The organism is Mitsuokella sp. AF21-1AC (assembly GCF_003458855.1).
GTDB lineage: Bacteria > Bacillota > Negativicutes > Selenomonadales > Selenomonadaceae > Mitsuokella.
In genome coordinates this window covers 99,856-107,494 of the sequence record NZ_QRVW01000006.1, presented here as the reverse complement: position 1 = coordinate 107,494, position 7,639 = coordinate 99,856, and the positions used below count along the sequence as shown (strand labels likewise).

At 48.3% G+C, this 7,639-nt stretch carries 7 protein-coding genes; all 7 read right to left on the bottom strand.

Annotated elements, in window-relative coordinates:
• Positions 1–77: 77 nt before the first annotated feature.
• Positions 78–1,784, bottom strand: coding sequence for a sensor histidine kinase (locus DWX75_RS03730; RefSeq protein ID WP_118014993.1), 1,707 nt, complete (start codon positions 1,782–1,784; stop codon positions 78–80).
• An 87-nt stretch (positions 1,785–1,871) separates the two neighbouring features.
• Entirely contained in the window at positions 1,872–3,539 is a 1,668-nt protein-coding gene (locus DWX75_RS03725) for an iron ABC transporter permease (RefSeq protein WP_118014992.1), read from the bottom strand.
• The gene (locus DWX75_RS03720; RefSeq protein ID WP_118015006.1) at positions 3,536–4,603 is read right to left on the bottom strand and encodes an ABC transporter ATP-binding protein; all 1,068 of its coding nucleotides are present in this window, start codon (positions 4,601–4,603) and stop codon (positions 3,536–3,538) included. The genes DWX75_RS03725 and DWX75_RS03720 overlap by 4 nt, the downstream gene beginning before the upstream one ends.
• Positions 4,604–4,671: 68 nt before the next feature.
• A complete protein-coding gene (locus tag DWX75_RS03715; protein WP_233519460.1) occupies positions 4,672–5,697 on the bottom strand; it encodes an ABC transporter substrate-binding protein in 1,026 nt (341 codons plus the stop codon).
• Positions 5,698–5,868: 171 nt separating this feature from the next.
• The gene (locus tag DWX75_RS03710) at positions 5,869–6,600 is read right to left on the bottom strand and encodes an energy transducer TonB (RefSeq protein ID WP_118014991.1); all 732 of its coding nucleotides are present in this window, start codon (positions 6,598–6,600) and stop codon (positions 5,869–5,871) included.
• Complete coding sequence (locus DWX75_RS03705; RefSeq protein ID WP_118014990.1) at positions 6,597–7,013, bottom strand: biopolymer transporter ExbD; 417 nt, start codon at positions 7,011–7,013, stop codon at positions 6,597–6,599. The genes DWX75_RS03710 and DWX75_RS03705 overlap by 4 nt, the downstream gene beginning before the upstream one ends.
• Positions 7,013–7,639: a MotA/TolQ/ExbB proton channel family protein gene (locus tag DWX75_RS03700; protein ID WP_118014989.1), complete on the bottom strand. Its 627-nt coding sequence runs from the start codon at positions 7,637–7,639 to the stop codon at positions 7,013–7,015. The genes DWX75_RS03705 and DWX75_RS03700 overlap by 1 nt, the downstream gene beginning before the upstream one ends.

Here is a 7,639-nt window from a genome sequence, read left to right as displayed (position 1 = left end):
ATGGTATCACCTCAATACCATTTTACCAATAAATTGACTTTTCAGCAAGAGTATTTATAGTATTTTATAACTTAACTTCAACTATTAGTTCCCTCCTCCAAGACCAATAAACGGATAATCACACGAGTTCCCCCTTCTGCCTGAGGCTTGATCGTAACACCACAAGTCGCATCTCCATTAAGTTTAGCACGCAGATGTACGTTATAGAGTCCCACATGCTGATCATCATGACCTTCAAGATATTGTTGAGCTTTGGCAAGATCCATTCCTGCACCATTATCTGCAATCTCAAATTCCATGTATTTTCCTTTCAAGCGGCTCGAAACACAGATTCTTCCTTTTTCTGTCACGCTCCCCAGCCCATGCTTCACGGCATTTTCCAACACAGGTTCCAAAATCAGTTTGGGCAGATACTTGTCTGCCAAATCCGGTTCCAATAAAAATTCGACTTGAATCCGGTCACCAAACCGCTTTTCCTGTATCGTCATATACGACTGTAAAATCTCAAACTCTTCCCGAACCGTGATAAACGCCGACTTCCCCAAAATCTTACGCAGCAACCGTCCCAATGATACCGCTAAAAGTGCCACCGTCTTCGTATCGCCAGCTTTGGCACTCCATTTGATCAGATCCAGTGTATTATAGATGAAATGCGGCTTGACCTGTTCCTGCAGTCCTTTAATCTGTGCAATGCGCAAGGTTTCTTCTTTTTGCTTTGCCTCTCGCAGCAGACGACGGATATGGTAAACCATTTTATTAAAAGTTGCCGCCAGAGCACCAATTTCATCCCTTCTTCGAATCGGGATTCGCACGTCTAAATTATTTTGCCGAACACATTCCATCCCCGTAACTAAATCCCCCATAGGTTTCCATAAGTCACGTGTCAACTTATACGAGAGCAGAATAATAATAACCAATACGACCAAATCAAAAATTGCAATAGTACGTCGCAATGCATAAAAGCCACTTCTATCCGTGATTTCTTTTTGCATCACGCCAATATGGTATTTGGGTTCGTGAAAATAATAAAGCTTTTTATCCGGATTGTCGGGGTCCCTGACAATTCCACTAGTCGAAGAAAAAGATCCGCTGCCGGTAATCCCGGATACCACACCCTCTTTACTGCTTCCCAGAGTATCATAAAAAACATAATGATACTGATCCGTCAGAATAATATCCTGCGAAGAATAGTTATTCAAGATATCCCATATGGCCCGGCGTTCAATATCAATAATGACATAACCGATAATCTGTTGATCTTTGCGTACAGCCCTGCACACGGTCAAAACGACATTCCGAAAATCAGGATCCTGCTTTGGTACCGATATCAGTACGGCATCCTTGGACCGTGCAGCTTTTGCAAATACGCCCCAGCCACTATTCTGAGGCAGTTTATAGCTATGCGGTATGTCCGATGTAGAAAGGGCTACCTGTCCATTCCCAGATAAAACGTATAGCGTAGCCTGCTCATGATTGCCCCGCATCAATAAGAACATCTGCGCATATGCTTCGCGTACATTATCAGAGGATTGTTCCAGGACATGTTCAATAACCACAGATTCAGATAACGTATCTACCAGCTTAACATATCCATCGACAGAGCTTGAAACCTGCTCAGCGACACTATGAATATTTTGATATGCCTCCTGTGCCTCCGTTCTATCAATATTTTGATAAACAATCAGCAAAACACCTGCAGATAGTACCAGAACAGGTAAAAAACCGACGAGAAACATATAGGACAGGAGACGCAGCCGATAACTCATTTTCCATTTATGGAGCATCCTGCTTACCTCCTGTCCCCAATTCCCGCTTACCACTATGGTATCATTTTATCACAGGTAAGCCTTGTTGGTAATATTTAGAATATTTTATAAGGAAATCTTACCTCCTGACAAGCGCTTGCAAAGCCAAAGAGAGCAAATCGTGGCAACTGTAAGGACTGTAGCCAGAGCCGCTGCTGTACCAAAATGAGCCTTGCTCGTAACCTCGTTGAAAATGGCTACCGATATTGTCTGCGTTGCGCCAGTATAGAGAATCATCGAAGAACTCAATTCATTCATCGTCGCAATCCAGCTCAAGATGGCTCCCGATATGACTCCCGGCAGCATCAGCCGCGCCGTAATCTTAAAGAATGTCTTAAACGGCGGCACGCCCAGACTAATGGATGCTTCTTCTACGCTTGATTCAATCTGATACAGTATGCCAATGCTGGAACGCAGCGTAAATGGCATCTTGCGAATCACATACGAGAGGATCATGATGCCAGCCGTTCCGGTCAATAACAAAGGCTTGGAGTTGAAAGCTGAAACGAGCATGATACCAAGTACGGCACCTGGTACAACGTAGGGGAACATGACCAGCATATCAATTAAATTAACGACACGAGAGCTTTTCCGCACAATCAAATAAGCCAACAGCATGGCACAAAAGATCATGATGGAAATCGCGATAATGGAGAACATGAACGAGTTAGAAATTGCCAGAGACATTTTAGAAAAGGCTTCGCGGTAGCTGTCCAAGCCAACACCAGGTAAAAAGACAGGACCGCTTGTCTTGACAAAGGAGGTGGCCACTACCGTGATCTGCGGCAAAACCCCCAAGAAGGCAACCAGGTAGACGCCTGCCGTAACGACCATACGAGAAATCGGTGGCAGAGATTTTACTTTAGGCGGCCGCAGGTTGCTCATGGTATAATTGCGCCCTGCAATTGCCTTTTTTTGCAGCAGCAGCACCAGCATCGCAAAAGCAATCACCACGACGCTCAATACGTTGGCAAAAGCCGTATTTCCACCCAGTTCACTCATGTATTCATCGTAAATACATACCGGCAATACGCGAAACCCTTCACCAATCAAAGCAGGAGTACCAAAATCTGCCAAAGAAGTCATGAACACCATCAAAGCAGCGGATAAAATCGTCGGCATAATCAAGGGAAATGTTATCGTACGCAATTTCTTCCAGCCTCCAACGCCGAGGCTTTCCGCTGCTTCCTCCAAAGAAGCATCCATGCTTCTCAGGGCTCCTGACACATAAAGATACACATAGGGAAATAGTTTTAACGTGAAAACCAATAAGATGCCCACAAATCCATAGATGGACGGCATGGAAAAACCAAAGTGCGACTGCATGAATTTCGTTATGAAGCCGGCTCGACCCAGGAGTACGACCCAGGAGTAGGCGCCAATAAAAGGTGGCGACATCATGGCCAGGATACAAAGATTATCAATCAAGGGTTTTCCCGTAATGTGATAGCGCGACGTGAAATACGCCATAGGAATGCCGATTATACAGGCCAGTACCGTTGCACTCAACGATACAATGAAGCTGTTGAACAAAGTCTGAAGATAGTAGTCGCTATGGAAAAATGTTACATAGTTGGCAAAAGAGATCTCGCCTGTTTCTGTAACAACAGAATGAATCACCAGGACCGAAAATGGATAGATGATGAACAGCAGGATCAGGCACAAAGAAGCAACGGTAATAATGGTCCAACAGTTGAAACGATCGTAAAGAGACATCGTATGCCAATTTTTCATGACAACAGCACCTCCCCGCTCGCATCATAGATATTCATATGTTGGGCAGACAAACGTAAGCCCACTTTATCGCCAGCATGATAGACCTCATCCGAATGGATGTTATAGGCATTGACTTTGACGTGTGTTCCATCCGCAATCGCAATCTCATATTCGTACCGTGTGCCGAGGAAAACCGCGCGTACAATCTCCCCTGGAATACCTTCACCATGTCCGCGTAACAGGACAATCTGTTCCGGACGTACAGAAATCTGTACATCGCCTTCGTATGGCGTTTTTGGCGAAAAATCATACATAGCCTGATCCAGGATTGCCAACTGTCCTTCCTTCACCGTACCATGAATAAAATTCGATGTACCGATGAAATTGGCAACAAAAGTATTGGCAGGATGTTTATAAATATCTTCCGGATTGCCAACCTGCATGATCGTGCCACTGTTGATTACCGCAATACGGTCGGAAATAGCCAGTGCTTCTTCCTGGTCATGCGTGACATAAATCGTCGTGATGCCCAGAGTCTGCTGGATATTCCGTATCACAGAACGCATCTCCAAGCGTAATTTTGCGTCCAAGTTAGAAAGAGGCTCATCCATCAGCATGACATCCGGTTCAATCACGATAGCACGTGCCAAAGCCACGCGCTGCTGCTGGCCGCCGGATAACTGCGATGGCATGCGGTCTGCCAGGTTTTCGATCTTCATCATGGCCAAACCTGCCCGCACCTTTTTGTCTAATTCTTCGCCTTTAAAATTGCGCGCCTTCAAACCATACGCAATATTGTCAGCTACACTCATATGAGGAAATACGGCATAATTCTGAAAGACCATGCCAATATTGCGGAGATAGGAGGGAACATCATTGATGACGCGATCATCAAACGATATGGTGCCGCCGTCAATCGGATTAAAGCCGGCAATCATGCGCAAAAGCGTTGTCTTACCACAGCCGGACGGCCCCAGCAGCGTGAAGAATTCTCCATTCTTTATAGAGAGCGTTATATGGTTAACGGCTAAAAAATCGCCGTATTCCTTGACTACATCTTGAATATGTACAGCAAAACTCATTGGATTTTCCCCCTTTTTCATGATTTAAAAAGGAGGGTGGTCATCCACCCTCCTCCACCTGTTTACTTTTACTGTGTTACAGCTTTGCGCCAGAGGCCTAAGAACGTATCTTTGTATTCAACAGCATGCTTCGTATCAAATGGCACATAATTGATTTCCGAAATCGGCTTCAAATCCGATGGGGCTGGAATATCGGTACGCGTCGAACGACGCTGATACTGAGCAAAACGTTCATGAACTTTTTTACTCATAGCAAAATCGATGAATTTCTTTGCATTCTCCATGTGTTTTGCACCTTTGATGATGCCAATGCCGCCCGTGCTGATTGCCGTTCCTTCTGATGGATAGACAATCTTCATATGCGATCCATTGACGATATATTTCATAACCGCTTCTTCAAATGTCGCGGTCAACGCATACTCGCCATCCGAAAGGGATTTAATTTGTGCAGCCGAGCCACTTGCGATCTTGCCATCCAGATTTTTAACCAGTTGATTGACAATAGCCGGATCACCGCCCAGTTTATCCATCATGGTTAAGAGGACCGCATACGTGGAGCTTGATTTTGCCGGATCAGCAATGGCAATTTTGCCTTTCCATTTTGGATCCAGTAAATCCTTCCAGCCCGTCGGTGCTTCTCCCGGATTGACTAAATCTGTATTGTACGCTATGACATAGGGATCCATGGTAATGTTGTAGAACGAATTGTCTGCAACAACAAACTGCGGATTGATATTTGCCTTCTCGGGGGATTCATATGGTTCCAGATACGGCGAAAGCGCCAGATAAGAATCACCAGAGCCGCCCCACATGACATCGCCGAGCGGATTGTCTTTCTCCGCTTTCACACGTGCCATCAATTCACCAGAGCCACCTGAAACAAGCTGTACCTCGATACCGGTTTCTTCCTGGAATTCCTTGACAATCGGTGCTGTCCAATCATCCGTATTGCAGTTGTAGACGACCAGCACGTTTCCATCGTCCTTGGCGTTTGAACTGCTGGAAGAATTGCTTTCGCCACCACACCCTGTCAAAAGCATGCTGCCCGCCAGAGTCGCCGCGGTCAAGAACATGGTTATTTTCCCGAATTTCATATTTTCTCCTCCTTTGTCTTTTGATTTGTTACTTTAATTTTATGATTTTTCTCAATTCAAAACAATGCGTTGATTCTGGACTTTGGTAGGGCAATTCTGCAAAAAAATTGACCATCTGACGAGTTGACGTCAAATGGTCGTTTTGCTGATTCTCACGAAAGAGTTATACCATCATAGATGGAAGTTGAAGGTCTTGGCCCAATAGCTCTTGACGGGTTCGTCGTAGTCGTTGCGGGCCGGTGTGTAGCGGTAAGTCATGATGGCCGACGTGGCGGCGGCATCGAGCTCCGGCGTGCCGGAGGAAACCGTGATTTCGGGGTTGCTGACGCTGCCGTCTTCATTGATGACGTACTTGACCGTCACGCTGCCCGAGACGTTGCGGGCACGCAGGCTTTCCGGATACGACGGCGCCGAGCCGCCGAGCTCCTGCGCACGCATCTTGACGTGCTTGGCTTTGCCCGGGTCATGCGGTGCGGGGCCCTGCTGGCCGCTGCAGCCATGGCCGTCCGGCTTGCCCTGCGCATCCCCATGGGGATTCTTGCCCGCAGCCTTGGCATCGCCGGCGGGTTTATCCGCATGCTTCTCCTTGTCCGGCTTTTTTTCATCCGGCTTTTCCTTCTGATCCTGTTCCACCGCCGGCGCCGGGACATCGGGATTGACGACGATGGGATCCACAGCCGGCGTTTCCGCGGGCTCAGATGCCGCATCGTCAGCCGCTGCTTCCTCGGCGGACGAGTCATCTTCATCCGTCATGTTCTCGTAGATCTCGACATCGACGGGACGGCTCTCGCTCGAAACGGCCTGGAAAAGGCCGGTGGCGGCGACCAACAGCAGAAGGATGACATGAACGCCCACGGAGGAACACCAGCCGATCAGCCGGTCTTTATCTTCTGTGGTCTTCATGATTTTCCTCCCACCGAATCGGCAGCCAGGCCGAAGCGGCTGATACCAGCTGCGCGGAAATGATCCAGAAGCTCGACAACCTTGCCGTAATCGATGCCTTCATCGGCGCGCACGACAATCGCGAAATGCGAGTTCTGGCGGTTCTCTTCCTTGGCACTCTTGATGAGCGCCGCTTCTTCAATGGGCTTATCCTCAAGGTACAACGTTCCATCCTTCTTCATTGTGACGAGGTACGTCACGTTCATCTGGGTCTGGGCGTGCTGTGCCTGCGGCATGTTGACATCAACCGTCTTGAGGTTGACCATGTAGAGCGTGCTGATCATGAAAAATACGAGCAGGAAGAACATGATATCGATCATCGGGATGATCATGACTTCCGGCTTGGCAAAGCTCCGTCTGTCTCTGAGTCGCATCAGGCCGCCTCCTCACTTGCCCCGGCCGTCGCTTCGACCAGCGAGAAGCACTGCTCCATATCCGTGACGATGTTCTCGACGCGCTGCGTGAAGTAAGCGTGAACAGCCAGCGAGAAAATCGCAACACAGAGGCCCATGGCCGTAGCGATCAGGGCCTCGCCGACGCCGCCCGTGATGGCCGTGGCCTGACCGGACTCCAGATTGAAGACCGAGAACGAGGTAATCATGCCGCTGATCGTGCCGAGCAGGCCCAAAAGCGGTGCCATCGTGACGATGACGCTAAGGTAGTACAGGCGGTTGCGGAGCTTTGCGAGAGCGATGCCGGACTGGATTTCCATGTAGGCGGCAGGGTTCACGGCTGCTTCCGGCTTCTTTGTGATGACGGTGAAGAGGATGTCCGCCAGGGCTCCGCGGGAATCATCGGCCAGCTTGCGCGCCTTCTGCCAGTTGCCGTTGGAAAGTGCCAGATAGAAGTCACGGGCAAAGCCGCGGCCGGAATCCATGCGGCGGAAATACAGTGCACGCTCCACGCCGATCGAGACGACGAAAATCGAGCAGAGCAGAAGGATGTACATGACGATGCCGCCCTTCTGGAAAAATTCAAAACCGGTTGCGAGAAGTTCCAT

Excerpts from the sequence above, each read along its gene's own strand:
- DWX75_RS03715 (WP_233519460.1), bottom strand. The coding sequence starts at position 5,697 with ATGAAATTCGGGAAAATAACCATGTTCTTGACCGCGGCGACTCTGGCG.
- DWX75_RS03710 (WP_118014991.1), bottom strand. The coding sequence starts at position 6,600 with ATGAAGACCACAGAAGATAAAGACCGGCTGATCGGCTGGTGTTCCTCC.
- DWX75_RS03705 (WP_118014990.1), bottom strand. The coding sequence starts at position 7,013 with ATGCGACTCAGAGACAGACGGAGCTTTGCCAAGCCGGAAGTCATGATC.
- DWX75_RS03730 (WP_118014993.1), bottom strand. The coding sequence starts at position 1,784 with ATGCTCCATAAATGGAAAATGAGTTATCGGCTGCGTCTCCTGTCCTAT.
- DWX75_RS03725 (WP_118014992.1), bottom strand. The coding sequence starts at position 3,539 with ATGAAAAATTGGCATACGATGTCTCTTTACGATCGTTTCAACTGTTGG.
- DWX75_RS03700 (WP_118014989.1), bottom strand. The coding sequence starts at position 7,639 with ATGGAACTTCTCGCAACCGGTTTTGAATTTTTCCAGAAGGGCGGCATC.
- DWX75_RS03720 (WP_118015006.1), bottom strand. The coding sequence starts at position 4,603 with ATGAGTTTTGCTGTACATATTCAAGATGTAGTCAAGGAATACGGCGAT.